This is a genomic window from Agromyces sp. NPDC056389 (genome assembly GCF_042262385.1).
Classification (GTDB): Bacteria; Actinomycetota; Actinomycetes; order Actinomycetales; family Microbacteriaceae; genus Agromyces.
On record NZ_JBHJPN010000001.1, the window covers coordinates 2,633,108 to 2,657,149 of the forward strand.

Below are 24,042 nucleotides of genomic sequence, written 5' to 3' on the forward strand. Positions count from 1 at the left end.
CGGCGTGTGCACGCCACGGGCGGCTTCACGTCGATGAGAACGGCCGATCCGAGCAGACCTTCGTGGTCGATGTCGTGGTGCGCCGGGGTGCGGAGCAGCGACGCGCATCCGCCTCAGGGCAGGACATCTACGCGATCACGGGTCCGCTCGCAGCCGAAGCCGTCGACCGTATCCTCTCCGGGCGGACGTGGACGACGGGGTCGCGCCGGCCGGCGCGATGTTCGATCCGGCGAGCTTCCTCGACGCACTGCACGAGGAGCTGAGCTGGACGATCGAGTCGTCCGAGTCGGCCGGGCTGTCGTGACCGGTGCCGTGGGAGTCGGGGTCAGGCGACGGGCCGGAGGGCGGTCCGCCGCCACCGGCTCGGTGCGATACCGCTGTGGCGGCGGAACGCTCGGCTGAACCCGTCCTCGCTGTCGTAGCCGAGGCGATAGGCGATGCCCGCGACCGGTTCGCCGTTGCGGAGCATCCGCTCGGCCTGCGCCATCCGGACCCGGGTCACATACCGGGCCGGGGTGTCGCCGACCGTCTCGCGGAACTGTTCGGAGAACTGCGAGCGGGACGCGCGCGCGACGCGGGCGAGAGCGGCGACCGTCCACCGCGACCCGGGGCTCTCGTGGATCGCAGCGAGGGCGTCGCCGACGTTCGGATCCTGCGCAGCGGCCAGCCAGGCGCGCGCCGTGCCGCAGCCGTGTTCGAGCCAGAAGCGCACCGCCGCGGAGGTGACCACGTCGGTGAGCCCGGCCAGCACAGTGCTCGAGCCCGGTCGGGCGTCGGATGCCTCGCGGTGCATCGTGTCGAGCAGGCTCGAGAACCCGGGCTCAGTCCGACCGAACCCACGAGCGGCCAGCAGAGGTGGCATCGCCCGGGTCATGGTCGGGTGGGGAACCACCAGCTCGATCGTCGCGCTGAGCACGCGAGCGTCGGCGGACGCGGTCAGTCGTGTCGGTCCGCCCTGAGGCAGGAGCGCGATGTCCCCGCGGTCGAGGTCGACCACCTCGTCTCCCCGCTCGAGTTCGATGGTCCCGGAGAGGACGACGTGGAGCCGGGTCGTCTCGTGCCGGTCGCGTCGGGTCGTGCCCGCGGCGAGATCGTGTCGGGTGGTCTCGATCACCGACCACCTGAGGTGCTCGAGGAACCGACCGATCGTGGCGTCGTCGTCGACCCGGACCATGGCCCGTGGCGACGACGTGATCATGCGCATGTGAGGTGCAATCGCCTCGAGGCGCCGATCATTCCCCGATGACGGCGGGCTACGTCAGCCCGCGAGCAGCAACGGCTCGGAGACCAAGCGCTCCCGAGCCTGACGGCGGGCGCCGGCGACGGCTGCCTCACCGCCCTGTTGCGAGGCCACGATCGTGGGGATCGACTCGAGCGCGCCGCCGCCGATGGTCGGCCGGTTGTCGCGGAACGCGGTCTCGATGTCGCCCACCAGGGCCGCCCAGTAGCCGCCGACGACGATGTACGCGGGGTCGAGGGTCGGTGCGACGAGCTGCAGAGACCGGCCGATCCAGAGCGCCGCATCGAGCCATGACCAACGGGCTCGGTCATCGGCGGCGTCGACGAGCACGACGAGTTCGTCGAGTGCGGCGAGACGGCCGTGGGAGGCGGCGAACTCGGTGAGGCCCGCCCGCTCGAGCACGATCTCGGGGGAGGCGACGGTGGCGAGGCATCCGCGCTGCCCGCAACTGCAGCGCACGCCGCCCGGCACGATCGGCAGGTGCGCGAATGTGGCCGCGAGGCCGTGGGCGCCGCGCATCGGCCGCCCGCCGATGACGGCGGCGGCGACGATGCCGGTGTCGCCGGCGATGTAGAACAGGTCGCGGGAGGTGGCCCCGCCGAGTTCGACGGATGCCGCGGCCACCGCAGCGGGCACGAGCGTGATCGGCATGGGCAGTGCGGCTTCGACCTCGGCCAGGCCCGGCGTGCGCGCGCGCAGTTCGCCGAGCACGTCGACCGGTTCGATGCCGAGCCGTTCGTCGGTGAGCACGATCGAGGGGGTTCCGGCGACAGCCCCGTCGACGAGCACGGTGACGTCGGCGATCGCCCGATCGGCCCGTTCGGCGCGGGCGACGGCGCGGCCCAGTACGACCGAGAGGAGCTCGAGCGGGCTCGGAGCGATGCCGGTCTCGCCGTCGGGTGCGGCATCCTGGCGGAGCGGTGCGGTGAAGCGGGCCAGTTCGACGCCGCCGAGCGTGGCGAGCGTGGCGACCGCGTCGTCGGGCCCGAGGTGGGCGGTGACGAGCACGTGGTCGGCTGCGGCGAGCGTCAGCGGTGCGGTGCGGTGATCGCCCGAGGCATCCGCTGCCTCAGGTCGCAGCACGCCGGCGTCGAGCAGTCGCGAGGTGAGCCCCGCGATGGCGCCGCGACCGAGGCCCGTCGCGGCGGCGAGCTCGCTGCGGGTCGCCGGACCGTGGTCGACCAGGTGATCGACGAGCCGCGCGGACTGCTCGCGGTGCACCTCGTCGAGCGGGCCGGTCGTGGTGGGAACTGAGGTCTCGCCGGCCGTAGTCATGTGAGAAGCATGCGTGCAACGGGGCCTCCGGGTCACGTACCCCATTCGGGGTACACGACCCGGAGGCCCCGTTCCGGTCCTCGGCTCAGATGTCGAGAATCGGACGCACGCTCGCGTAGCCGTCGGTCACGACGGTCGACGGGGTGTCGTAGACCCGCGTCTCGCGCGTGGCCTCGGTGTATCGGGGCCAGCCGGGTTCGCCCGTCGTGATGAAGGAGACGGCGCCGCCGTGCACCTCGTCGGCGAGCCGCTGCGGCGGGTTCGGGCCGGCGAGCGGTTCGATCGCGATCGAATCGAGGCAGTCGAAGAAGAACGGCACGTCGAGGCAGTGCTCGGCGAAGCCGAACGTGCCCGACGGCCACGAGAACCGGTACACCCAGGTCGGCGCGTCCCCGCGCTGGGCGACGGTCTTCAGCAGCGCAGTGCGGAACATGCGGTCGGTCAGGAACCGGCCGCCGATGCGTGCCGTGCCCTTGGCTGCGACGTCGGCGTTCGCCGTGAGGTACGCCTTCATCTTCGCCTTCGGCATGCCGAGTTTCTTCAGGATGAAGGACTTCGGGATCCACCGCATCTTCTTCTCGGCGTCGGCGAAGATCATCGAGAACTCGTCGTCGGTCGCGCCGAGCACGAGCGGCTTGTCGGCGCCGACGCCGGCCGCGAACGACTCGTTCGTCGGGCGCAGCAGGAGTTCGCCGTCGATGGTCGGGCCGAGGCCCAGGCCCTCGTCGATGAAGCTCGTGAACGAGTCGGGCGTCATCTCGGTCGCCTTCTTCTGCGCCTCGAGGATCACGTCCTCGCCCAGCGAGCCGAATCCGGCGCGGGTGGGTGCGACGCCGAGCGTCGCGGCCAGCTCGCGGCCGAACTTCTCGGCGCGTTCGGGCGCGACATCGGCGGTCGCGCCCGAGATGGAGTAGACCGCGTGGAAGAGGTGCTGCGCCGCCTCCATGCCGAGCAGGGTCTGCACCGCGCCGCCGCCGGCGGACTGGCCGGCGATGGTGACGCGCGAGGGGTCGCCGCCGAACTGCGCGATGTTCTCCTGAACCCACTCGAGCGCGAGCAACCAGTCGCGGATGCCGCGGTTCGACGGCGCATCCGCGATCCAGCCGAAGCCGTCGAAGCCGAGGCGGTACGAGAGCGTCACGGTCACGACGCCGTCGCGGTTGAAGCGCCCGCCGTCGTACCAGAGGCTCGCGGGGGAGCCCGCGAAGTAGCCTCCGCCGTGGATCCAGACCAGCACCGGCAGGCCGGTGCCGCCTTCGGCCGTCTCGGGCGACGGCGTGAACACGTTGACGTTCAGGGTCGACTCGCCGGGCACGCTGGGCTCGGGGATGAGCGTCACGCCGGGGTCGCCGCGCTGCGCGGTCGCGCCGAACTCGAGCGCATCGCGTACGCCCTCCCACGGCGCCTTCGGCACCGGGGCGGCGAACCGGAGTTCGCCGACGGGCGCCTCGGCGAAGGGAATACCGAGGAACGCAGCGGATGCCTCGGCCGTTCCGGGCTCGCCGCGCCACGCGCCGCGGACTCGGCCGGCGCGGGTGGCGACCTCGACGAGGGTGTCGGTGCCGGTCTGGGTCATGCTGTTCTCCTAACGAACGCTCTTGATGGGTGCCACGGCGATCGCCGCGATGACGACGAAGACCATGGCGAAGACGAACAGCATCGGATACCCGCCGAGCGTGCTGATGATGAGACCGGCGATCGCGGCACTCATGGCCTGCGGGATGTTGGTGGCGATGTTCAGGATGCCGAGGTCCTTGCCGGCCGCTGCGCCGCCGCCGGGCAGCACCTCGGTCATGAGGGCGGTGTCGACCGACATGTAGAACCCGAATCCGAACCCGATGATGATGTTCATGATGAGCATGCCGGTCATGTTCGGCATGATCAGGGGGAACGCGAGGCTCGCGACCATGATTGCAGACGAGACGTAGATGAATACCTTGCGGCGCCCGATCCGGTCACTCCACCAGCCCGAGATCGCGACCGCCACGAGCGTCGGCACGAGCGCGGCGAACGCGAGCATGGCCTGGGCCCCGGCCGCCTCGCCGAGCGACATGCCGATGTAGTCGGTGAGGATGTACAGCCCGTACGCCGAGACGACGAAGTAGCCGAGCATGAAGAGGAACCGGGCCGTGAACGCCCACGCGAAGTCGGGGTGCCGCTTCGGGTTGATCCAGAAGCCGCCGAAGAACTGCTTCCAGCTCCACGGCGCGACGGTCGCCTCCTTCGACGACCAGTCACGGTCGACGATCACGTAGGCGATCGTCACGACGATGACGATGACGCCGAACGCCGAGTAGCCGACGCCGAAGTTCGTTCCGAACTGGCCGGCGACGATGATGCCGAGGGTCGCGCCGATCTGCATGCCGAGGCCGAACATGGCGCTCGCGACGCCGCGCTTGTCGCGCGGGAAGCGGTCGGGCGTGATCGCCGACAGCGGGCCCTGCAGGGCGTTCAGCGAGACCTGGATGAGCACCCAGAAGACCGTGAGCCAGAGGATCGAGTCGAGGAAGCCCATGCCGATCAGCAGCACGCCGCCGATGAGCGCGCCGCCGACCATCCACGGAGCCCGACGGCCGAGGCGCGATCGGGTGCGGTCGCTGATCGCGCCGACGATCGGCTGGGCGAAGAGCGTGAACACGAACGAGGTCGTCATGATGATCGCGAGGTTCGCGACCTTGTTCGCCTCGTCGATGAGCGCGACCTGGATCGGCAGCAGGATGGCGATGAGGCCCGCATAGGTGGCGAACAGGGCGAGGGCGACACCGAGGATGCCGGGGAGCGTGCGTTTCGTGGGCGGCGGGCTCGCCGGGGCCTCGCCGGGGATCGGCTCCATCGCCGAGATGGCGCCGGTGGGGGCGAGTTCACTGGCGGGATCGGGGGTGGGCGGGTGCAGGGACACAGGGGGCTCCTCTTCGTCGAGTTGGCCGGGGATCTGGGGCACGCCGAAAAACCGAACGACGCTTGGGAATGAGTATGCACGTTCGACGTTTGAACTTCAACCGTTGAACTCGGCTCGCGGCGGGCAAGCGAGCGCCTGATCGCGCGCGTGCCTCGGGCGGGCTCGCTACCGGCCGAGCCGACTCGGGTCGGCGAGCAGACGCGCTCGCGCCGCCTGCACGGCGCCGATCAGGGCGGCGTCGTCGCCGAGCCGACCTGCCACGAGCGGGGGGATCGCGATGCCCCCGGCGGCCGCGGGGATGTTCGGGCGGTTCGCCCGGTACACGACCTCGATCGACGCGGCGTGGCTGGCCCAGAAGCCGCCGATGACGATGAGCTCGGGGTCCGTCGCGAGCGAGAGGATCTGCAGCGTCCGCGCGATCCACGGCAGCGCCTCGCGCCACGCGCCTGCGGCGAGCGGCTCGTCTGCGGTGATGCGGGCGGAGAGCTCGTCGAGCGCCGCCGAGAGCCCGCGCTCGGCGACGAGGTCGTCGAGGCCGGCGAGGGCGAGCAGGCGGTCGGGGCCCGCGACCGTGACGAGGCATCCGTGCTGGCCGCATTCGCACGGCGCTCCGTCGGGCACGACGGGCAGGTGCCCGAGCGAGCCGCCGACGCCGTGTGCGCCCTCGAGGGCGAGGCCGTTCGAGACGATGGCACCGCCGATGCCCGAGTTGCTCTTCAGGTACAGCATCGCGTCGGTGCCGGGAACCAGGGCGCGTTCGGCGAGTGCGGCGAGCCAGCCGTCGGAGACGAGGCTCATGGGCACCTCTGCGCCGAGCTGGGGCAGGCGGGCCCGGAGCTCGCTCATGACGTCGACCACGCCCCAGCCGAGGTCGGTGTCGGCGAGGACGACCGGCGGCTCGCCGCCCACCGGTGCGAACATCACGATGGGCAGCTCGGTGACCCGTCGCCCGACGGCCCGCGCGTGCTCGAGGGCCTCGGCGACGACCAGGGCGAGCACGTCGAGCACGCGATCGGGGTCGCCCATGGGGCGACCGTGCTGCTCGACGACGCGGAACAGCTCTTCGCCCGCGACGCTCGTCACGAGCGCGGTCGCCGCGTCGGCGTCGAGCTGGGCCACGACGATGGCGACGGTGCCTGCGTCGAGTTCGAGGCGGGTGACCGGGCGGCCCGCCGTGCCGGGTTCCGGTGCCTGCTCGCGCAGTACGCCGGCCCCCGTCAGCGCGCCGACGAGCGCGGTCACCGCGCCCCGGGTGAGCCCGGTCGCCTCGGCGATCTCGCTGCGAGCGCTCGGCCCGGAACCCACGATGTGCTCGAGCACGAGGGTGAGGTTGTGCCGGCGGACGTCGCCGGAGACGAGCGAGCGGGCCAGGCGAGGCATCCGCTCAGGCCTTGCGCGTCACGAGCTGCCAGAGGTAGGCGACGTGCTCGGCCATGTCGATCGAGGGATCGAGCATCCACTGGGTCTGCAGGCCGTCGGCGGCGGCGAGGAACAGGTTGGCCACACGCTCGATGTCGATGTCGGGGTCGATGCGGCCCGCGGCCTGCTCGTCGCGCAGCATGCCGCCGAAGAGTGCCCGGAACTGCACATACCGCTCGACGAAGAACTCGTGGGCGGGGTGCTCGGGGTCGCCGGCCTCGGTCGAGAGCTGGGCGTAGAGCTGCACGAGCCCGGGCACCTCGCTGTTGTGCCGGATCACGCCGAAGAACGCCTCGATCGGCTGCGCGATCTCGACGTCGAACGCGGCCGAGTCGACCTCGTCGCGCTTGCGGAGGATCTCCTGGAAGAGCTCCTCCTTCGACGAGAAGTAGTGCAGCAGTCCGGCCTGGCTGAGACCCACGGCATCGGCGAGCTCGCGGACGCTCGTGCGGCGGTAGCCGTTGCGAGCGATCACGTCGAGCGCGGTCGTGAGGATCTCCTCGCGTTTCGCGACGCCCTTCGCGTACGAACCTCTTCGTGCCATATCTGCATGGTAGTCGCTTGCAGATGAAAACCGAGCGATGTATGGTTTTGCCACTCGCCTCGACGACGAGGCCCCGAAAGGATCACGAAGACATGACAATGGCGTCTGCCCCCGCGCCCACCGTCGAGCCCGACGGTGCGGAAGAACCCCGACCCCTCGTCAAGGGCACGGTCAAGCGACTGCTCGGCTGGATCATCCCGGCGAACTTCTCGATCTTCGTCATCTGGGGTGCGGTGCCCGCCGTGCTGCTCCAGCTGCAGATCACTGGAATCGACCCGGCGAACAAGGTCGCCAACATCACCATCGTGGCCACGATCGGGGCGTTCGCGTCCATGATCGCGCAACCGCTCGCCGGCATGCTCTCCGACCGCACGCGCAGCCGCTTCGGCCGCCGCGCGGGCTGGATGGTCGGCGGCGTGCTGGTCGGCGGACTCGCGCTCGTCGGAATGGCCCTCGCGAACACCATCGTGCAGATCGCGATCGCCTGGACCATCGTGCAGATCGCCTACAACTTCGCGCAGGGCCCGCTCAGCGCCATCCTGCCCGATCGTGTGCCGCGTGCCGCCCGCGGAACCTTCGCCGCACTCGCGGGCATGGGCGCCATGCTCGGTGCGCTCGGGGGACAGGTGATCGGCTCGGCGCTCAGCAGCACCATCCCGGCGGCGTATCTGCTGCTCGCCGGACTCGCACTCGTGGTCACCGTGCTGTTCGTCGTCTTCAACCCCGACCACTCGAGCAAGGATCAGGTGAACCCGCCGTTCTCACTCGGGGCGTTCCTGCGCACGTTCTGGGTGAACCCCGTCGCGAACCCCGACTTCTTCTGGGCGTTCACGGGGCGCCTCCTGCTCTACACGGGCTACTTTGCCGTCGCGGGCTTCCAACTGCTCATCCTCGCCGACTACATCGGTCTGGGGGAGAAGGGCGCCACCAGCGCCATCCCGATCTTCGGGCTGCTCAGCCTCGTCGGCATGATCGGAGCGATGGTCATCTCGGGCCCGCTCTCCGACAAGGTCGGTCGTCGCAAGATCTTCGTCTTCGGCTCCTCGGTCCTCGTCGGCATCGGCCTCATCGTGCCGCTCGTGATGCCGACCTACGAAGGCTGGATGATCTTCACGCTCATCTCGGGCATCGGATTCGGTATGTTCCAGTCGGTCGACCAGGCGCTCATGAGCGAGGTTCTGCCGTCGAAGGACTCTTTTGCGAAGGACCTCGGCGTCATCAACATCGCCGCGACCCTGCCGCAGACCCTCGCGCCCGCCGTCGGCGGTGCGATCGTGCTCACGTTCGGCGGCTACGCGGCCCTGTTCCCCGTCGCGATCGTGCTCTCGATCCTCGGCGCGTTCGCCGTCTGGCCGATCAAGGCGGTGAAGTGATGTCGGATGCCGCCGCCATTTCGACCTCGATCGACGCGACCGCTCCCGTGGCGGGCGGGCCGGGGGCATCCGCTGCCCGCAGGCCCCGCTGGCTGCTCGTGACCGGCCTCATCGGCCTGGCGCTGTTCGTGATCTTCGGGTTCGCGGTGGCCGCGAACCCCGCGAGCCCGTTCACGCAGGCCGTCGACGACGCCTGGCGCTCCCTCGTCGGGCTCGAGCCCGGCACCGGCGGCGAGGCCTGGGCGCTGCCGATGCTCTTCCAGCACCTCGGCCAGATCCCCGGCGCGGTGCTGACGCTGCTGCTCATCCCGATCTGGCTGTTCGTGATCCGCCGCTGGCGTTCGGCGCTGTTCTTCCTCGCCGCCGAGATCGTCGGCAACTTCGGCGTCTCGCAGCTCACGAAGAACCTCGTCGACCGGCCGCGTCCGGCCGACGACCTCGCGAACGGGCTCTTCGGGCCGCTGTTCGAGGTCGACCACGGCTCGTTCCCCTCGGGGCACGCCGTGAGCACCGGCATCCTGCTCGTCGCGGTCGCCGCCCTGTTCCCGCCCGCGAAGCGACTCGTCTGGTGGATCATCGGCGCGCTGCTCGTGGTCGGCATGATCTGGCAGCGCACTCTCATCAACGCGCACTGGCTCTCGGATGCGCTGTTCGGCATCATCGGCGGCGCGTCCGCGACCCTCATCCTCTGGTGGGCGTTCGCGAACCTGCTGCAGAAGGACTACGGAAAGCCACTCTTCCGGCGGAGTATCGACGCACCGGCAATCGAAGGAGCATCATTTGGACACCACTGACCTGACCAGTACCGGCACCGGCCTCGAAGCCCCCGCCGCCGACATCGTGGCGCAGCTCACGCTCGAGGAGAAGGCGGCGCTCACGAGCGGCGCGAGCTTCTGGACGACGCAGGGCGTCGAGCGCGCGGGCATCCCGTCGATCGTGCTCACCGACGGCCCGCACGGCGTGCGCCTGCAGAAGGGCAGCGCCGACCACCTCGGCATCGGCGACAGCGTGCCGGCCACCTGCTTCCCGCCGGCCGTGGCGCTCGGCTCGACCTTCGACTCCGAGCTGCTCGAGCGCGTCGGCACCGCCCTCGGTGAGGAGGCCCGCGCCGAAGGCGTCGGCGTGCTGCTCGGCCCGGGCGTCAACATCAAGCGGTCGCCGCTCTGCGGCCGCAACTTCGAGTACCTCTCCGAGGACCCGATCGTCTCGGGCGTGCTCGGCGCAGCCCTCGTGAACGGCCTGCAGTCGCAGGGCGTCGGCGGTTCGCTGAAGCACTTCGCGGCGAACAACCAGGAGCACGAGCGCATGTCGTCGTCGAGCGACGTCGACCCGCGGCCGCTGCGCGAGATCTACCTGCGCGGTTTCCAGCGCGTCGTCGAAGACGCCCAGCCGTGGACCGTCATGTGCTCGTACAACCGCCTGAACGGCGTGTACACGAGCGAGGACCCGTGGCTGCTGAACACCGTGCTGCGCGACGACTGGGGCTTCGAGGGCCTCGTCGTCAGCGACTGGGGAGCCGTCAACGACCGCGTCGTGGGCCTCCCCGCAGGACTCGACCTCGAGATGCCGTCGTCCGACGGCCGCTCGGCGGCGAAGCTCGTCGCAGCCGTCGCCGACGGCTCGCTCGACGAGTCGGCGCTCGACCTCGGCGCACGCCGTGTCGTCGAGCTCGTGCAGAAGGCGGTCGCCGGCGCATCTGGCGTCGGATACGACGTCGACGCGCACCACGCCCTCGCCCGCGAGGCCGCGGGTCGCGGCGCGGTGCTCCTGAAGAACGACGACGCGATCCTGCCGCTCGACGGCGGGGCCTCCGTCGCCGTGATCGGCGCGTTCGCCGAGAAGCCGCGCTACCAGGGCGCCGGCTCGTCGCTCATCAACCCGACGAGGCTCGACAACGCACTCGACGGCATCGTCTCGTATGCGGGCCAGGAGAACGTGGCGTTCGCCGCCGGCTTCACGACCGACGGCTCCGACGGCGCCGCACTCGTGGCCCCCGCAGCCGAGCTCGCCGCGTCGAAGGACGTCGTGGTGCTCTTCCTCGGCCTGCCGGGCTCGTACGAGTCCGAGGGCTTCGACCGCGAAGACCTGCACCTCCCGGCCGAGCAGCTCGGGCTGCTCGAGGCCGTCGTCGCGGCGAACCCGCGCACGGTCGTCGTGCTCGCCAACGGCGGCGTCGTCGAGCTGCCGTTCGCCGATGACGTTCCCGCGATCCTCGAGGGCTGGCTCGGCGGCCAGGCGGGCGGTTCGGCCATCGCCGACGTGCTCTACGGCGCCGTCAACCCGTCGGGTCGCCTCGCGGAGACCATCCCCGTGAAGCTCGCGGACACCCCCGCGTACCTGAACTTCCCGGGCGACTTCGGCCACGTGCGCTACGGCGAGGGCCTCTTCGTGGGCTACCGCTGGTACGACGCGCGCGATGCCGAGGTGCGCTACCCGTTCGGCCACGGACTGTCGTACACGACGTTCGAGTACTCCGAGCTGTCGGTCGCAGCGACTGAGCCCACGGTGGCCGGGTCGGGGCTCACGGTGCGCCTCACGGTGACGAACACCGGCGACCGTGCCGGCCGCGAGGTCGTGCAGGTCTACACGGGCCTCGCCGCTTCGGGCGTGCAGCGCGCGCCGCGTGAGATCAAGGCCTTCGCCAACGTCGCCCTCGACGCCGGCGAGTCGCGTCAGGTCGAGATCGCGGTGCGCGGCGAGGATCTCGCGTACTGGGACATCCGCGTCGACCGCTGGGTCGTCGAGCCCGGCGCCTACAGCGTCGAGGTCGGTGCGTCGAGCCGCGACATCCGTCTCAGCGCCGTCGTCGAGGTCGAGGGAGAGAAGGTGCGCCTCCCGCTCTCGCTCGAGTCGTCGATCGCCGAGCTCGCTGCGGACCCGATCGCGGGCCCGATCGTGATGCAGGCGATGGGCTCGTTCGCGTCGGGCATGGCCGACACCGATGTCTTCGACGAGGGCGGCCTCGACAAGATGATGGCGTCGTTCCCGATCGGCAAGCTCGCCGGCTTCCCGGGCGTGCCCGTGACGCCCGAGCAGATCCAGCAGCTGATCGACCTGTCGAACTCGCAGCGCGCGTAGTCGACCGTATCGACTGCGAACGGCCGTCCCCTCGGGGGCGGCCGTTCGTCATGCCGGGCGGGCGGCGCGATGGGCGATCGCACAGGCTCGGCGGCGAGGATGGGCCGATGACCGTGATCGCGCCCCCAGAACGTGCCGCCGTCTCCCCGCGGCCGAGGCCCGTGCGGCGTCGCCGGGTCGGGCTCGCGCGGGTCACCGCGATGCTCGGCGCGGTGCTCGCGCTCGTGCTCGTGTTCCACACGACGGTGCCGGATGTCGCGGGCCTCGGCCTCATCATCGACACGGCCCTGCCGTGGTTCGGGCTCGCAGTGCCGCTGCTGCTCGTCGGTGCGTTCGCAGCGAGGAGCCGGGCGGCGATCGCCTCCGCAGTGCTCGCGGCGATCGTCTGGTGCGTCATGTTCGTGCCGTCGGTCGTTCCGCTGTCGTGGACGGCGGGGCCGGCGTCGGACTCGCAGCTCACCGTGGCGAGCCAGAACGTCGAGGCGGGTTCGGGCACGGCCGCGGACTCGGCCGCGGCGCTGGCCGCCACCGGGGCCGAGGTGGTCGCGCTCCAGGAGATGGACGCAGAGTCCCGCGAGGCGGCCGGCTCGGTGCTCGACGAGGTGTACCCGCACCGCTACGGCGTCGGCACGGTCGGCGTCTGGAGCGTCTTCCCGATCGAGAACGCCCAGATGCTCGACCTCGGGCTCGGCTGGAAGCGCGGGCTGGCCGCCGACCTCGAGACGCCGAGCGGGCCGGTGAGCATCTATGTCGTGCACGCGGCATCCGCTCGACCGGCAGCGCACGATGAGCGCGACGCGATGCTGGCGAACCTCGCCGACCACCTCGGTCGCGACGAGAACACCCGCGTGATCGCGATCGGCGACTTCAACGCGGGTTCGTCGGATCGGGCGCTCGGCGACGTCACCGCGCAGCTCTCGGAGGCGAGCCAGAGCGACGGCGGCTTCGGGTTCACCTGGCCGGCCGCCGCGCCGGTGGTGCGACTCGACCACGTGTTCCAGCGGGGCATGGACGTCGTGTCGAACACGACCGTGCCGGCCGGGAGCAGCGACCACCTCGCGGTCGTCTCGACGTTGAACCTGCAGGAGACCGGGCGGTGATGGCCTACTCGGCCGGCAGGAGACCGTCGACGAGCGCGTCGACGACCTCGTCGGTCGAGGTGTCGGGGTCGAGCGGAGTCGTGAGTCGATCGAGCAGCAGGCCGTCGACCGCGTAGTGGAACAGGGCGATCTCGCGTCGGCCGCCGGGCAGGCCCGCCGCCGTGTTGAATGCGACGTCGCCGTCGAATCCCGCACGCTGCCAAGCTCCGAGCACGGCGGCGAGCTCGGGGCGCCGGCTGCTTTCGAGGCGAAGCTCGAAGAGCGCGAGCGTCACCTCCCGCTCGTCGGTGAGTCGTCGCACGATGTCGCGCAGGTAGTCGGCGAAGAGGGCGCGGCTCGGCGTCTCGACGGCTCGCCGCTCGAGGTCCTCCTCGGTGGGGGCGAGGCGCTCGCCGATGCGTTCGACCAGGCCGGCGATGAGCGCCTCCCTGCTGCGGAAGTAGTTCGACGTCGTGCCGGTCGGCGCGCCCGCGGCCTCGTCGATCGCCCGATGGGTGAGGCCCCGCGAGCCTTCCCTGGCGAGCACGCCCAGGCCCGCATCGGCGAGGGATCGTCGTCGCTCATCGTTCTTCGCCACGCTTCATGCTAGCGGAACCACTACAGGTGATGTAGTCTTCCAACCACTACAGAAGTCGTGATTGGAGCATCTTGCGAGAACTCGTGTACTACGCCGCCGTCAGCATCGACGGTTACATCGCCGGCCCCGCCGGTGAGTTCGACGCCTTCCCGGTCGAGGGCGATCACATGCATCACCTCAACGCGCGATTCGCCGACGCCGTGCCGACGCACATCGCGGAGGCCATCGGCATCGAACACGACGGCGAGACCTTCGACACCGTCGTGATGGGCTGGAACACCTATGCGGTGGGCCTGCCGATGGCGCCGAGTCCGTACCGGCACCTGCGGCAATTCGTGTTCTCGCGAACGCGCAGCGAGGCCGACATCCCGGGGGAGCACCCGAGTCTCACCCTCACCGGTGAGGACCCGGTCGAGGTCGTGCGCCGCCTGAAGGCCGAGCCCGGCGCGTCGATCTGGCTCTGCGGTGGCGGATCGCTCGCCACCGTGCTCGCCGACGAGATCGACCGTCTCGTGCTGAAGCGCTATCCGCTCCTCTTCGGCGACGGGATCCCGCTGTTCGCGCCGGGTGCGTACCGCCCGCAGGCCTTCACGGAGGTCGGCACGACGGCGTTCGACTCGGGTGTCGTGGTGTCGGAGTACGTGCGGAGCCGCTGACCTGCGCAACCCGTTGACGTGCGGCACCGACGCGCGTAGACCGGTCATGACGTGGTTCGCCCGGCTCGGCTCGAAGGCGTGCCGGGCGAACACCGGAGGGAGACGACATGACCGGGGGAATCCGCATGAGAGGCGACCGTCGGCACCGCGCCGCAATGGCGGTCACAGAGGCGAAGGCGGCCGAGCGCGAGACGCAGAAGCTCGCGCGCGCGGTTTCGCCTGCGGCGCGCGCTGATCTTCAGGTGGTCGCCGCCTCGGCGCACGAGGCGATTCTCAAGGCGGGTCGTGACGTCGAGCGACGACCCCGTCGAGCGCGCCGGCGCGCAAGACGTGCGGAGGCCCGTCTCGAGCGCGCAGCGCGCGCGATCCCGGGTGGCACGCGCCGTGGCACCGGCAGTGGGCGTGCGGGCGCGGCCCCGGCGGATGCCGCGAAGGCGCGTGCCAAGTTGATCAAGCGTCGCCGCGCCGAGGCCAAGCAGGCGCAGCAGATGGCGAAGATCGTCGCGGCGCACGTGGCGGTCGCCGCAGCCACGACGCCCACTGATGCTGAGCATCGCGAGAAAGCGGCGAAGCGCAGCACGCGGCGGAGTGCGCCCCAGGAGAGTGCGCCCCAGGGGAGTGCGCCGCAGGGGAGTGCACCGCCGGGGAGTGCGCCGCCTGCCGCGCCCGGATCTTGAAATCGCCCGGGCCCGGGCGGTAGACCTGTCGAGTGCCCTTCGATGACGAACTCGCCGCGTACCGAGCCCAGACCGTCTGCAGCGACCCCGGGCGCATGGCCGAGTGGATCGGGGAGCAGTCCGGCGACCTCGCCGAGCTGCGTCGCCTCGTCTCGGGCCTGTTGTTCCATTACCGGGCGAACGGCGACCTGACGCGGCACGGGTTCGGCGGCGACCGATTCGCCGAGATCGACCTCCGCTACGCGGAAGAGCAGTTCGCGCGCCTCGCCGAGCTGCACGCCGGCCCGCTCGAGGTGCAGCGCACGCCGACCGAGCGCATCCTCGGCTGCTGCCGCGACTTCACCCTGCTGTTCGTCTCGCTCGCGCGTCGCGCCGGCATCCCCGCCAGGTCGCGGGTGGGCTTCGCGGGCTACTTCGACGACGGCTGGTGGATCGACCATGTCGTCGCAGAGGTCTGGGACGCCGACGCCGAGCGCTGGCGCCTCGTCGAGCCGCAGCTTCGGGAGGGGTTCGTCGACTCGGCGACGGGCGCGCCGCTCGACCTGATCGACGTGCCGCGCGACCGCTTCCTCACAGGCGACGAGGCCTGGCTCGCGGCCCGCGCCGGGCGCATCGACCCCGAGCGCTGCGTCGTGGCATCCGAGCTCGAGCTGCCGGCCCTGCGGTCGTGGCCGTACCTCGCGCACAACCTCGTGCTCGACCTCGTCTCCCGGGCGGGGCATGAAGCGCTGCTCTGGGAGACTTGGGGCGTGCTCGACGACTTCATGCACGAGGCACCGGATGCCGCGATCACCGCCGATCTCGATCGCATCGCCGCTCGGCTCGCCGACCCGGCGACCACGATCGACGAGGTGCGCGCGCTCGCCGAAGACCCGCGCTTCGCGGTGCCGGAGGCCGTCACGAACCACTCGCCCCTCGACGGTTCGACGAGGCGGGTGACGCTCCGCACCCGCTGACCGCGGCCGGGGCCCGACGCGACATGACGGGACCGGAGCGCGACGCGAGCGCGCCCTTGTGGGCGCTGCGGCGCGGGGTTACCGTGATTCCGACGACGGATGCCGGCGCGCCGTCGGGTGCGAGCCGCGCAGCCTCGGGTTGGACGGGCCATGTGACCTCCGCTTCGCTCGATCAGGGTCGAGCAGCGTTCGCCGAACACCGCTGGGGCGCAGCGTTCGACCTGCTGACGCGCGTCGAACACGAGCGAGGACTCGCCCCGACCGACCTCGAGCGGCTCTCGACGACGACGCTGCTCCTCGGGCGCGACGCCGAGGGCATCGACTGCGCCACTCGAGCGCACGAGGCCTACCTCGAGGTCGACGATGCCGCCGGCGCCGCCCGCATCGCGACCTGGATCGGCATCTACCTCATGGGCAAGGGCGACGACGCCCTCGGCAACGGCTGGCTCGCCCGCGCGCGGCGGATCGCCGGCACGACGGAGACGGGTGCCGAATCGTCGGCGGCGCTCCTGCTCGTCGCCGCCGCCCTCGACGACCTCTACGCCGGAGAGCCCGCTCGGGCCGCGCGCACCTTCGCCGAGGCGCTCGCGATCGCCGAACGCGTGCGCGATCGGGATGCGACCGCGCTGGCGCAACTCGGGCAGGGCCAGGCGCAACTGATGCTCGGCGATGCGGTCCGCGGGCTCGCGCTCCTCGACGAGGCGATGGTCGCCGTCACTGCGGGCGAGATCTCGCCCGTGGCATCCGGCGTCGTGTACTGCTCGGTCATCACCACCTGTCACCTGGCCTTCGACGTGCGCCGGGCCCAGCAGTGGACGATCGCGTTGGATCGCTGGTGCGGCGACCGGCCCGAGATGGTGATGTTCAGCGGGCAGTGCCAGGTGCATCGCGCCGAGCTCTACCGACTGCACGGTGCGTGGGGCGACGCCATCACGGCGGCGCGGGTGGCCCAGGATCGGGCGCGACTCGGCGACTGGACCGGGTCGTTCGGTGCCTGGTACCAGGAGGGCGAGGTGCATCGCCTGCGCGGCGAGTTCGACGCGGCCGAGCGAGCGTTCCACCGCGCTGCCGAGACCGGGTATCCGGCGCAGCCCGGACTCGCCCTGCTGCGACTCGCGCAGGGCAGGGCGCGTCTCGCGCGGTCGAGCATCGACGACGCGGTGGCGACGGCCGACCCCGCGACCCGGCGGGCGCTGCTCGCCGCGCTCGTCGAGATCGACCTCGCCGTGGGCGACCACTCGGCGGCCCGGCAGGTCGCCGACGAACTCGCGGCGGCCGCCGCCGACGCGGAGATCCCGATGATGCGGGCGGTCGCCGCGGGATGCGAGGCGGCCGTGCGCCTCGAAGAGGGTGATGCCCTCGGTGCACTCCCAGCGCTCCGCGCCGCCTGGGCGTTGTGGCACGAGCTCGACGCGCCGTACGAGGCTGCCCGATGCCGGGTGCTCGCCGCGCGGGCGGCGCTCGCGCTCGGCGACGACGCAGCGGCCGCGATGGACCTGGAGGCGGCACGTGAGGTGTTCGCCGCGCTCGGCGCCGTTCCCGACGTGCTGCGCGTGGACGAGCTGGCACGCCGCTCGTCACGCGCCGGGTCGACGCCGCTGACGGCCCGGGAGGTCGAGGTCGTCCGCCTCGTGGCAGAGGGCAAGACGAATCGCGCCATCGCGGGTCAGCTCTACCTCAGTGAGAAGACGGTCGACCGGCACCTCAGCAACGTGTTCGCGAAGCTCGGCATCTCGTCGCGCGCGGCTGCCACGGCGTACGCCTACGAGCACACCCTGATCTCGCGGTAGCGACGGGTCGGGCGGGGCGCTCCATTCGGGCGCCGCGAATGGGTGATTCTCCCGATGCCGCGAGCGAGCGCGCTCCGTACCGTCGGTTCCATGGATCTCGCCGTGTTCGCCGGCGTCGTGTCGACCGGTCTCTTCGCCATGAGCTACCTGCCCATGCTGGTGAAGGCCGCGCGCACGAAGGATCTCGCGTCGTACAGTCTCGGCAACCTCGCGATCACGAACGTGGGCAACGCGGTGCACTCGGCCTACGTGTTCAGCCTGCCGTTCGGACCGATCTGGGTCCTGCACGGCTTCTATCTGATCGCCTCGGCGCTCATGCTGGTGTGGTTCCTGCGCTACCGCGGAGGCCTGCGTGGCGCATCGGGGCGGCACGAGGGCTCGCTCGGGCATGCGGCGGAACGGGTGGACGAGGCCGTCGGCCCGCCCCGCCGCATGGCGCCGGGAGCTACTTCGTGACGGTCCTCCGCGCGGCGGGCTTCGCCGCGGACGCCTTCGTGGCGGCGGCCTTCGTCGTCGAGCCGGTGGCCCGCGGTGCGCGCACCGTCTTGGGCTTTGCCTCGACCGCCTGCTCCGCGGCATCCGTCATGGGCTTCGGCAGCGCCGTGAAGCGCGAGAGCTGCGTGACGTGCTGTGGGCTGAGCTCGTCGAGGGTCGACACCTCGAGCAGCTTCATCGTGCGGGCGATCTGGCCCCCGAGGATCGAGATCGTCTTGTCGACGCCCTCGCGCCCGCCCGCCATGAGTCCGTAGAGGTAGGCGCGGCCGATGAGGGTGAAGCGGGCGCCGAGGGCGACGGATGCCACGATGTCGGCGCCCGACATGATGCCGGTGTCGAGGTGCACCTCCATCTCGGAGCCGACCTCGCGCACGACGTGCGGCAGCAGGTGGAAGGGGATCGGCGCGCGGTCGAGCTGGCGGCCGCCGTGGTTGGAGAGCACGATGCCGTCGACGCCCTTGCCGGCGAGGATCTGCGCGTCCTGCACGGTCTGCACGCCCTTGACGACGATCTTGCCGGGCCACATGGCGCGGATCGTCTCGAGGTCGTCGAACGAGATGGTCGGGTCGAACATGCCGTCGATGAGCTCGCCGACGGTGCCGCCGGTCGACGAGAGCGAGGCGAACTCGAGCTTCGGGGTCGTGAGGAAGTTGATCCACCACTCGGGGCGGGGGATCGCGTTGACGACGGTCGCGGGGGTCAGCTGCGGCGGGATCGAGAAGCCGTTGCGGGTGTCGCGCAGGCGAGCGCCGGCGACCGGGGTGTCGACGGTGAAGAAGAGGGTGTCGAAACCGGCGGCGGCGGCACGGCGCACGAGCTCGTACGACTTCTCGCGGTCGCGCATCACGTAGAGCTGGAACCAGTTGCGGCCGGTGGGGTTCGCCGCCTTCACGTCTTCGATCGAGGTCGTGCCCATGGTCGACAGGGTGAACGGGATGCCGGCCGCGCCCGCTGCGCCGGCGCCGGCGGTCTCGCCCTCGGTCTGCATCATGCGCGTGAAGCCCGTGGGCGCGATGCCGAACGGCAGCGCCGTCGGGCCGCCGAGCACCTCGCGGCTCATGTCGACCTCGGGCACGTTGCGGAGGATCGCCGGGTGGAACTCGATGTCCTCGAACGCCTGGCGGGCGCGGGCGAGGGAGATCTCGCCCTCGGCGGCGCCCTCGGTGTAGTCGAACGGCGCCTTCGGCGTGCGCCGCTTCGCGATGTCCCGGAGGTCGGCGATCGTGAGCGCCTTGTCGAGGCGGCGCTGCTTCGCGTTCAGCGTCGGCGCCTTGAAGCGCATGAGCTCTGCGAGCTCCTTGGGGTTCGGGAACTGGCGCTGGACCATGGGCGGTGCTGCTCTCTTTCGTGACGACGAGGTGACGAGGATCGACCTTCCCGGTGTCGAGAGGGTCGATTCACGTCATCTCAGTGGGGGATCGACGAACGTCTCGGCGTAGTAGCCCGAGATGTGGTCGTGCGTTCTGGTGCGGGCGGATGCGGCATCCGCCCGCTGGATGGCCTCGACGATGCCGCGGTGCTCGCTGCGCAGTCGAGCGGAGGTCGCGTGCCAGTCGGCGATCGCGGCGACGCCCTCGAGGGCGTACCCCTCGATGCCGCTCCGGAGCCCCGCCATCGTCGCGGTGATCACCTGGTTGCCGGAGGCCTCGGCGAGGGCGAGGTGGAAGGCGGCGTCGAGGGCGAGGAACTCGGTCGGTGCGAGGTCGGGGGAGTCCATGGCGTCGAGCAGGAGCTCGGCGGGAGCGAGGTCGGGTGCGCCGGTCGCGCTGGTGTCGGCGCCCGCGGCGGCTTCGGCTTCGGCGAGGTCGCCGGCGACCGACGTCTCGAGGATGAGGCGCGTGCGCACGATGTCGGCGACCGGGAACCCGCTCGCCGCGACCTGCAGGCGCATGAGCGCCGACATGCCGCCGCCGGGGGTCGCGATGATGATCGCGCCCGAGCTCGGGCCCGAGCCCGCAGCGGTGCGGATGAGGCCGAGCACCTCGAGCACGCGCAGCGCCTCGCGCACGCTCGAGCGGCCGACGCCGAGTTCGGCCGAGAGGGCGCGCTCGCCGGGCAGGCGATCGCCGGGGCGCAGGGCGCCTTCGAGGAGTTGCGTCTCGATGTGCTCGAGCACGGTGCGCCAGGCGCGCGGGGTGTCGGATGTCTCAGCGCCCATGCCGATCGTCCTCTCCGCGTGCCTGTGGTCCGACCACAGTAGCATGTGTGGTCAGACCACAGGGAGGCAGCCGCTGCGGTGCGGCTACGGCACGATGATGGCCCGGCCGCGCAGCGAGCCGTCGTGCAGTCGGCGGTACGCCTCGGGGGCCTCATCGATCGGGAACACCTCGGTCTCCACCTTCACGAGCCCGGCGCGGGCCAGGTCGAACACCTCGAAGAGCTCGGCGCGCGATCCCCAGTAGGGCGCCCGCACGGTCGAGTCGTAGGGGGCGCCGAGCATGCCGACCGGCAGCATGCCCGCGCCGACGCCGACGATCACGTGATCGCTCTCGACCCCTGCGACACTGCGGCCGAGGTCGATCGTCGGTTGGATCGCGACGAAGTCGAACACCGCGGTCACCGGTCGTCCGCCCGTGGCCTCGCGGATCCGTTCCGCGGCGTCCGCGTCGGAGGCGAAGGCGTGGTGCGCCCCGACCTCGCGGGCGAGCGCGAGCTTCTCCTCGCCCAGGTCGAGCGCGATGACGGTCGACGGGGTGATCGCCCGCAGGATCTGGATCGCGACATGGCCGAGCCCGCCCGCGCCGATGACGACGGCGGTCGTGCCCGGTACGAGCTTCGGCAGCGACATCTTGATCGCGTGGTACGGCGTGAGCCCTGCATCGGTGAGCGCGACGTTCTGCACCGGGTCGAGGTCGCCGAGCGGCAGCAGGTGCCGATCGCTGCGCACGATCATGTACTCGGCCATCGCGCCGGGGGCGCCGAGCCCGGGAGGGGCGATGCCGAGTTCGGCCGCGCGCTCGCAGTAGTTCTCCTTGCCCTGGGCGCAGTGGTAGCAGCGCCCGCAGCCCTGCGGGCCGTAGACCGCGACCGAGTCGCCGACCGCGACACCGGTCACGCCGTCGCCGAGCTTGTCGACGATGCCGGCGCCCTCGTGGCCGAGCGTGAGCGGCAGGCCGTAGGTGTACTGCTCCTCGGTCAGGCCCATCACGAAGCTGTCGGAGTGGCACGCGCCGGCGGCGGTCACCTTCAGCCGCACCTCACCGGGTCCGGGTTCGGGAACGTCGATCTCGACGACCTCCGGTGATCCGCCGATGGTCCGATACTGCACCGCTTTCATGGCACCCTCCCGTTCGAGTCCGGCGTCCAGTACGTCGGACCACCCAGTCTTCTCCCCGGGCCTGAGCGGTGCCGGTGAACGACGGCGAGCGGATGCCGCGGGGTCAGTCCTTCGTCGGCCGGATGCGCACCCGGCCCCGGCCCGTCTCATCGAGTTCGACCACGCCGCCACGCGACTTCAGGAAGTCGGTGAACGAGGCGAAGCCGAGTCGACGCTCCTGGAAGCTCGGGTCCATGCGCATCATCTGGTTCTTCACGGTGCTCGACGACTGCCACTCCTCGTCGTTCTTCGCGTGGAGCAGCTCGAGCGCCTTCAGCAGGAGTCGGCTGGGGTTGCGAGGGCTGCCGCCTGCGGTGTCGTCGACCGGCGCGTGGTCGGTCGGTGCGACGAACTGCAGGGCGCGTGCCGAGGCGCGCTTCGCCGGCGCCTCGGGCGGCTCCGTCGACTCGGGCTTCTCGGGCGCAGACGTGCCGGACGCCTCCGCGACGGACTTCGACGTGGCACGACGACGCCGGGCCGGGGCCGGCGCCGGCTCCGCCACCGGTTCCGCCGCCGGCTCGGTCGCGGCATCGGTCGTCTCCGGAGCAGCGGACTTCGCACGCGACCTGCGGCCGGTCGCCGGCGGGGTCGCAGGAGCTTCCGGCGCTGCGTCGGCCGCGGCATCCGCTGCCTCGTCGTCGGAGACCGTCGCGTCCGTCGCGAGCAGGGTGTCGTAGTCGGCATACTCGTCGCAGGCCGCCGTGAGCGCGCGGCTCGTGCCGCCCGCGACGCCGATGCCGATGACGTAGCGGCCGAGCCGCTTGGCCTTCTGCGCGAGTGCGACGTAGTCGGAGTCGCCCGCGACGATCACGATGTGCGTGAGGTCGTCGATGCGGAACATGTCCTCGACGGCATCGACCGCCAGGCGGATGTCGGCGCCGTTCTTCGTCGCCGAGAGCGGGAAGAGCTGCACGAGGTCGACCGCGCGGTCGATGAGCTGGCCGCGGTAGCTCGCGTTGACGGGCGTCGACCAGTCGGCGTAGGCGCGCGCGATGGCGATCGTGCCGAAGGTCGCCGCGAAGTCGAGCACGGCGTCGACGTCGACGGTCGCCGCGGCGAGCTTCTTGGCCGTCTCCGATCCGGCGACAGGTGCTTTGCTCGTCGAGGTGTCCTTGCGGTACGCGCTGACCCTGCGCGAGCCGCTGTCGCCGTGCAGTTGGTCGTAGCGCGAGATGACGATGTTGTCGAAATCGAAGTACAGGGCCACACGGGGTTCTGCCGAGACGGGCATGAAGACCTTCCATCGAGGGTGTGCCTCCGATGCTACGCCCGTGGGCTGTGCGCGGACCGGAGACACCGCGTTCGCCGCACCGCGAGAGCTGTGGACGACAGCCGGGTGGGCTGCATCCGGAATTCAGGAGATCTCGACCCATGGGTCCCCTCAGCGGCGTGAGTGCCGGGATCTCCTGAATTTCTGAAGTGTTCGGGGAGCGTCACACGGGGCAACGGGGGAATACCGGCATCCGCTCGTCGTTGGGGTTCCTGTCGGCGGCGGGCGCTCGCGCGATCGCGGCCGGCGAACCGACCACCATTCCGACCCTGCGAGGAGTCCGCATGACCGAACCCGCCCAGACCGCCGACCGCGCCCGTATCGGCGCATCCGACCTCGAGATCGCCCCGCTCTCGCTCGGCACGAACGTGTTCGGCTGGACCGCCGGCCGCGACGCCACCTTCGCCGTGCTCGACGCCTTCGTCGCCGGCGGCGGCGACTTCCTCGACACCGCCGACGGCTACTCGGCCTGGGTGCCCGGCAACACGGGCGGCGACAGCGAGCGCCTCATCGGCGAGTGGATCGCGTCGCGCGGTTCGCGCGACGACGTCGTCATCGCCACCAAGGTGAGCACTCACCCCGACTTCACGGGTCTCTCGGCCGCGAACATCCGGGCCGCGGCGGATGCCTCGCTCCAGCGACTCGGCACCGACGTCATCGACCTCTACTACGCCCACTTCGACGATGCCGAGGTGCCGCTCGACGAGACCGTCGGGGCGTTCTCGGAGCTCGTCGACGCCGGCAAGATCCGGGCGATCGGCATCTCGAACTACACGCCCGAGCGCATCGACGAGTGGTTCCGGGTGACCGAGGCGAACGGCCTGCATCGCGCGGTCGCCCTGCAGCCGCACTACAACCTCGTCGAGCGAGGCTTCGAATCGAACGGCCTGCGCGAGCGCGCCGAGCGCGAGGGGCTCGCGGTCTTCCCCTACTTCTCGCTCGCGAAGGGCTTCCTCGCCGGCAAGTACCGCACCGAGGCGGATGTCACCGCCGAGGGCGCGAGCGTTCGCGCGGGCGGCGCGGCGCCCTATGTCGGCGAACGCGGTGATCGAGTGCTCGCGGTGCTCGACGAGGTCGCGGCGGCGCACGCGGCATCCGTCGCCTCCGTGTCGCTCGCATGGCTCCGTCAGCAGCCGACCGTCGTCGCGCCGATCGCCAGCGCCCGCACCGTCGAGCAGTTGGGCGACCTGCTCGCCTCCATCACGTTGGAACTGAGCGGCGAGGAGCTCGGGGCCCTCGCCGCCGCATCCGCGTGAGGCCGGCGCGGGGGCGACGCGGGGCGCCCGGCCCGGGGGCCCCGGGGGGGGCCCCGCGGGGGGGCGGGCGGGGTGGAGGGGGCCGGCGCGGGGGCCGGGGGGGGGGGGGGGCGGGGGGCGG

Annotated in this window: 21 protein-coding genes; 10 read left to right on the forward strand and 11 right to left on the reverse strand. The window is 71.3% G+C overall.

All coding sequences use genetic code 11. The annotated features are described in order from the left end of the window. Positions 1-325: 325 nt before the first annotated feature. The 6 genes from ACFCVM_RS12320 to ACFCVM_RS12345 form a co-directional block, all read right to left on the reverse strand. A complete protein-coding gene (locus ACFCVM_RS12320; protein ID WP_375836473.1) occupies positions 326-1,174 on the reverse strand; it encodes an AraC family transcriptional regulator in 849 nt (282 codons plus the stop codon). An 84-nt stretch (positions 1,175-1,258) separates the two neighbouring features. Further along, positions 1,259-2,515, reverse strand: a complete 1,257-nt coding sequence (locus ACFCVM_RS12325) for an ROK family protein (protein WP_375836474.1) — start codon at positions 2,513-2,515, stop codon at positions 1,259-1,261. Between the two features lie 85 nt (positions 2,516-2,600). Beyond that, on the reverse strand, positions 2,601-4,091 hold the full coding sequence (locus tag ACFCVM_RS12330) for a carboxylesterase/lipase family protein (protein ID WP_375836476.1): 1,491 nt from the start codon (positions 4,089-4,091) through the stop codon (positions 2,601-2,603). Between the two features lie 9 nt (positions 4,092-4,100). Next, positions 4,101-5,414: an MFS transporter gene (locus ACFCVM_RS12335; protein ID WP_375836477.1), complete on the reverse strand. Its 1,314-nt coding sequence runs from the start codon at positions 5,412-5,414 to the stop codon at positions 4,101-4,103. Positions 5,415-5,579: 165 nt separating this feature from the next. Then, positions 5,580-6,794 carry an ROK family protein gene (locus ACFCVM_RS12340; RefSeq protein ID WP_375836479.1) on the reverse strand — a complete coding sequence of 405 codons (1,215 nt, stop codon included), beginning with the start codon at positions 6,792-6,794 and terminating at the stop codon, positions 5,580-5,582. 4 nt (positions 6,795-6,798) lie between these two features. Beyond that, on the reverse strand, positions 6,799-7,377 hold the full coding sequence (locus tag ACFCVM_RS12345) for a TetR/AcrR family transcriptional regulator (protein ID WP_375836480.1): 579 nt from the start codon (positions 7,375-7,377) through the stop codon (positions 6,799-6,801). A 98-nt stretch (positions 7,378-7,475) separates the two neighbouring features. Between ACFCVM_RS12345 and ACFCVM_RS12350 the strand changes: the two genes are divergently transcribed. From ACFCVM_RS12350 to ACFCVM_RS12365, 4 genes are all read left to right on the forward strand, one after another. Then, complete coding sequence (locus tag ACFCVM_RS12350; RefSeq protein WP_375836481.1) at positions 7,476-8,750, forward strand: MFS transporter; 1,275 nt, start codon at positions 7,476-7,478, stop codon at positions 8,748-8,750. Further along, positions 8,750-9,544 (forward strand): phosphatase PAP2 family protein, encoded by a 795-nt coding sequence (locus ACFCVM_RS12355; protein ID WP_375836482.1) that lies wholly within the window; start codon positions 8,750-8,752, stop codon positions 9,542-9,544. The genes ACFCVM_RS12350 and ACFCVM_RS12355 overlap by 1 nt, the downstream gene beginning before the upstream one ends. Continuing rightward, positions 9,531-11,828 carry a glycoside hydrolase family 3 C-terminal domain-containing protein gene (locus ACFCVM_RS12360; protein WP_375836483.1) on the forward strand — a complete coding sequence of 766 codons (2,298 nt, stop codon included), beginning with the start codon at positions 9,531-9,533 and terminating at the stop codon, positions 11,826-11,828. The genes ACFCVM_RS12355 and ACFCVM_RS12360 overlap by 14 nt, the downstream gene beginning before the upstream one ends. 107 nt (positions 11,829-11,935) lie before the next feature. Then, a complete protein-coding gene (locus ACFCVM_RS12365; protein ID WP_375836484.1) occupies positions 11,936-12,928 on the forward strand; it encodes an endonuclease/exonuclease/phosphatase family protein in 993 nt (330 codons plus the stop codon). A 4-nt stretch (positions 12,929-12,932) separates the two neighbouring features. Here ACFCVM_RS12365 and ACFCVM_RS12370 read toward each other — a convergent pair whose 3' ends face one another. Continuing rightward, positions 12,933-13,505 carry a TetR/AcrR family transcriptional regulator gene (locus ACFCVM_RS12370; protein ID WP_375836485.1) on the reverse strand — a complete coding sequence of 191 codons (573 nt, stop codon included), beginning with the start codon at positions 13,503-13,505 and terminating at the stop codon, positions 12,933-12,935. Between the two features lie 71 nt (positions 13,506-13,576). Here ACFCVM_RS12370 and ACFCVM_RS12375 point away from each other — a divergent pair, with 71 nt between their 5' ends. The 5 genes from ACFCVM_RS12375 to ACFCVM_RS12395 all read left to right on the forward strand — a co-directional run bounded on the left by ACFCVM_RS12375 (position 13,577) and on the right by ACFCVM_RS12395 (position 18,040). After that, entirely contained in the window at positions 13,577-14,161 is a 585-nt protein-coding gene (locus ACFCVM_RS12375) for a dihydrofolate reductase family protein (RefSeq protein WP_375836486.1), read from the forward strand. A gap of 107 nt (positions 14,162-14,268) precedes the next feature. Then, positions 14,269-14,838, forward strand: a complete 570-nt coding sequence (locus ACFCVM_RS12380) for a hypothetical protein (protein WP_375836487.1) — start codon at positions 14,269-14,271, stop codon at positions 14,836-14,838. A 32-nt stretch (positions 14,839-14,870) separates the two neighbouring features. Further along, a complete protein-coding gene (locus ACFCVM_RS12385) occupies positions 14,871-15,794 on the forward strand; it encodes a transglutaminase-like domain-containing protein (protein ID WP_375836488.1) in 924 nt (307 codons plus the stop codon). A gap of 83 nt (positions 15,795-15,877) precedes the next feature. Continuing rightward, positions 15,878-17,584 carry a LuxR C-terminal-related transcriptional regulator gene (locus ACFCVM_RS12390; RefSeq protein ID WP_375836489.1) on the forward strand — a complete coding sequence of 569 codons (1,707 nt, stop codon included), beginning with the start codon at positions 15,878-15,880 and terminating at the stop codon, positions 17,582-17,584. A 90-nt stretch (positions 17,585-17,674) separates the two neighbouring features. Further along, a complete protein-coding gene (locus tag ACFCVM_RS12395; RefSeq protein WP_375836491.1) occupies positions 17,675-18,040 on the forward strand; it encodes a hypothetical protein in 366 nt (121 codons plus the stop codon). Here the strand turns inward: ACFCVM_RS12395 and ACFCVM_RS12400 are convergent. From ACFCVM_RS12400 to ACFCVM_RS12415, 4 genes are all read right to left on the reverse strand, one after another. Next, positions 18,030-19,406, reverse strand: coding sequence for an alpha-hydroxy-acid oxidizing protein (locus tag ACFCVM_RS12400; RefSeq protein WP_375836493.1), 1,377 nt, complete (start codon positions 19,404-19,406; stop codon positions 18,030-18,032). The two genes, ACFCVM_RS12395 and ACFCVM_RS12400, sit on opposite strands and share 11 nt — an antisense overlap. Positions 19,407-19,481: 75 nt before the next feature. Continuing rightward, a complete protein-coding gene (locus tag ACFCVM_RS12405) occupies positions 19,482-20,237 on the reverse strand; it encodes a FadR/GntR family transcriptional regulator (RefSeq protein ID WP_375836494.1) in 756 nt (251 codons plus the stop codon). Positions 20,238-20,321: 84 nt separating this feature from the next. After that, positions 20,322-21,356 carry an NAD(P)-dependent alcohol dehydrogenase gene (locus tag ACFCVM_RS12410; protein ID WP_375836495.1) on the reverse strand — a complete coding sequence of 345 codons (1,035 nt, stop codon included), beginning with the start codon at positions 21,354-21,356 and terminating at the stop codon, positions 20,322-20,324. Positions 21,357-21,459: 103 nt separating this feature from the next. Continuing rightward, the gene (locus tag ACFCVM_RS12415; protein ID WP_375836496.1) at positions 21,460-22,626 is read right to left on the reverse strand and encodes an NYN domain-containing protein; all 1,167 of its coding nucleotides are present in this window, start codon (positions 22,624-22,626) and stop codon (positions 21,460-21,462) included. A gap of 323 nt (positions 22,627-22,949) precedes the next feature. Between ACFCVM_RS12415 and ACFCVM_RS12420 the strand changes: the two genes are divergently transcribed. Then, a complete protein-coding gene (locus ACFCVM_RS12420; protein WP_375836498.1) occupies positions 22,950-23,921 on the forward strand; it encodes an aldo/keto reductase in 972 nt (323 codons plus the stop codon). Positions 23,922-24,042: the final 121 nt, after the last annotated feature.

Coding starts and splice junctions, on each gene's coding strand:
- ACFCVM_RS12320 (WP_375836473.1), bottom strand. CDS start 1,174: ATGGTCCGGGTCGACGACGACGCCACGATCGGTCGGTTCCTCGAGCAC.
- ACFCVM_RS12325 (WP_375836474.1), bottom strand. CDS start 2,515: ATGACTACGGCCGGCGAGACCTCAGTTCCCACCACGACCGGCCCGCTC.
- ACFCVM_RS12330 (WP_375836476.1), bottom strand. CDS start 4,091: ATGACCCAGACCGGCACCGACACCCTCGTCGAGGTCGCCACCCGCGCC.
- ACFCVM_RS12340 (WP_375836479.1), bottom strand. CDS start 6,794: ATGCCTCGCCTGGCCCGCTCGCTCGTCTCCGGCGACGTCCGCCGGCAC.
- ACFCVM_RS12345 (WP_375836480.1), bottom strand. CDS start 7,377: ATGGCACGAAGAGGTTCGTACGCGAAGGGCGTCGCGAAACGCGAGGAG.
- ACFCVM_RS12350 (WP_375836481.1), top strand. CDS start 7,476: ATGGCGTCTGCCCCCGCGCCCACCGTCGAGCCCGACGGTGCGGAAGAA.
- ACFCVM_RS12355 (WP_375836482.1), top strand. CDS start 8,750: ATGTCGGATGCCGCCGCCATTTCGACCTCGATCGACGCGACCGCTCCC.
- ACFCVM_RS12365 (WP_375836484.1), top strand. CDS start 11,936: ATGACCGTGATCGCGCCCCCAGAACGTGCCGCCGTCTCCCCGCGGCCG.
- ACFCVM_RS12380 (WP_375836487.1), top strand. CDS start 14,269: ATGACCGGGGGAATCCGCATGAGAGGCGACCGTCGGCACCGCGCCGCA.
- ACFCVM_RS12395 (WP_375836491.1), top strand. CDS start 17,675: ATGGATCTCGCCGTGTTCGCCGGCGTCGTGTCGACCGGTCTCTTCGCC.
- ACFCVM_RS12400 (WP_375836493.1), bottom strand. CDS start 19,406: ATGGTCCAGCGCCAGTTCCCGAACCCCAAGGAGCTCGCAGAGCTCATG.
- ACFCVM_RS12405 (WP_375836494.1), bottom strand. CDS start 20,237: ATGGGCGCTGAGACATCCGACACCCCGCGCGCCTGGCGCACCGTGCTC.
- ACFCVM_RS12410 (WP_375836495.1), bottom strand. CDS start 21,356: ATGAAAGCGGTGCAGTATCGGACCATCGGCGGATCACCGGAGGTCGTC.
- ACFCVM_RS12415 (WP_375836496.1), bottom strand. CDS start 22,626: ATGCCCGTCTCGGCAGAACCCCGTGTGGCCCTGTACTTCGATTTCGAC.
- ACFCVM_RS12420 (WP_375836498.1), top strand. CDS start 22,950: ATGACCGAACCCGCCCAGACCGCCGACCGCGCCCGTATCGGCGCATCC.